Below are 717 nucleotides of genomic sequence, written 5' to 3'. Positions count from 1 at the left end.
GGAATCATTCTGCTATCTACTGCACTGTTTAATAATAGATTTACAATCGTCAGCGAATGCTCCACTGACGTTTCTGCATAGCCATCTGCCTGTAATCTTTCCACCATATTACGAATATGGGCAGGGGTGAGACTTTCCAGTCTCACCGAGCCAATATAATCTGTAATTCGTTCAAATCCATCAACATAACCATTAATAGTCGTGTTTTTTAGGCGTCCTATATTATATAGCTTCATCCACTCATCAAACCACTCAGCAGTAGTATACTTTCGTGCTCCTGCATTAAGCCCCATAATATATCTTGCTTTTTCATGATCACGCTTCTTTTTGAGTTTGGCTAAATTGCTGTCATATAAGTAGATTGGTTTCGGGGAACCTTTCGTATATATTCTGGCCACATATAGCCCATCTGATCTTTGGTAAAGCCCACGTCCAAGTTCTTTACCTTTTAAAGATTTACCCATATGGCATTCATCCTTTCCAGACCAGATCTCAAGTACATCAGAATATTATCACGTTCTCACAAAATATTCAAGAGTACTGTTTGTCCAGCCATTTTTCAAATTTTTTCTTATGAACAAGCGTTCTTCTCCCGATCCGGACCGTAAACTCATTTTCCGCCATTATAGTTCGCACAGTTCTTTCTGATAAACCAGTTAATTCGCATGTTTCCTTTACTGAAAGAAGAAGTTTCTCTGGTTCTTCCTGTTTATTTCC

The 717-nt window shown here is 38.6% G+C and carries 1 protein-coding gene and 1 pseudogene; both read right to left on the bottom strand.

Translation table 11 applies throughout. The features are described 5' to 3' along the window. A pseudogene (locus ACESTK_RS20510) lies at positions 1-464 on the bottom strand (hypothetical protein); the annotation flags it as partial. Between the two features lie 67 nt (positions 465-531). Continuing rightward, positions 532-717, bottom strand: a 186-nt coding sequence (locus ACESTK_RS20505; RefSeq protein ID WP_373120636.1) for a helix-turn-helix domain-containing protein, incomplete at its 5' end; no start/stop codon positions are given.

Source organism: Ruminococcus sp. Marseille-P328 (genome assembly GCF_964249465.1).
GTDB lineage: Bacteria > Bacillota > Clostridia > Lachnospirales > Lachnospiraceae > Blautia_A > Blautia_A faecis.
This window is presented reverse-complemented; position numbering and strand designations above follow the sequence as displayed.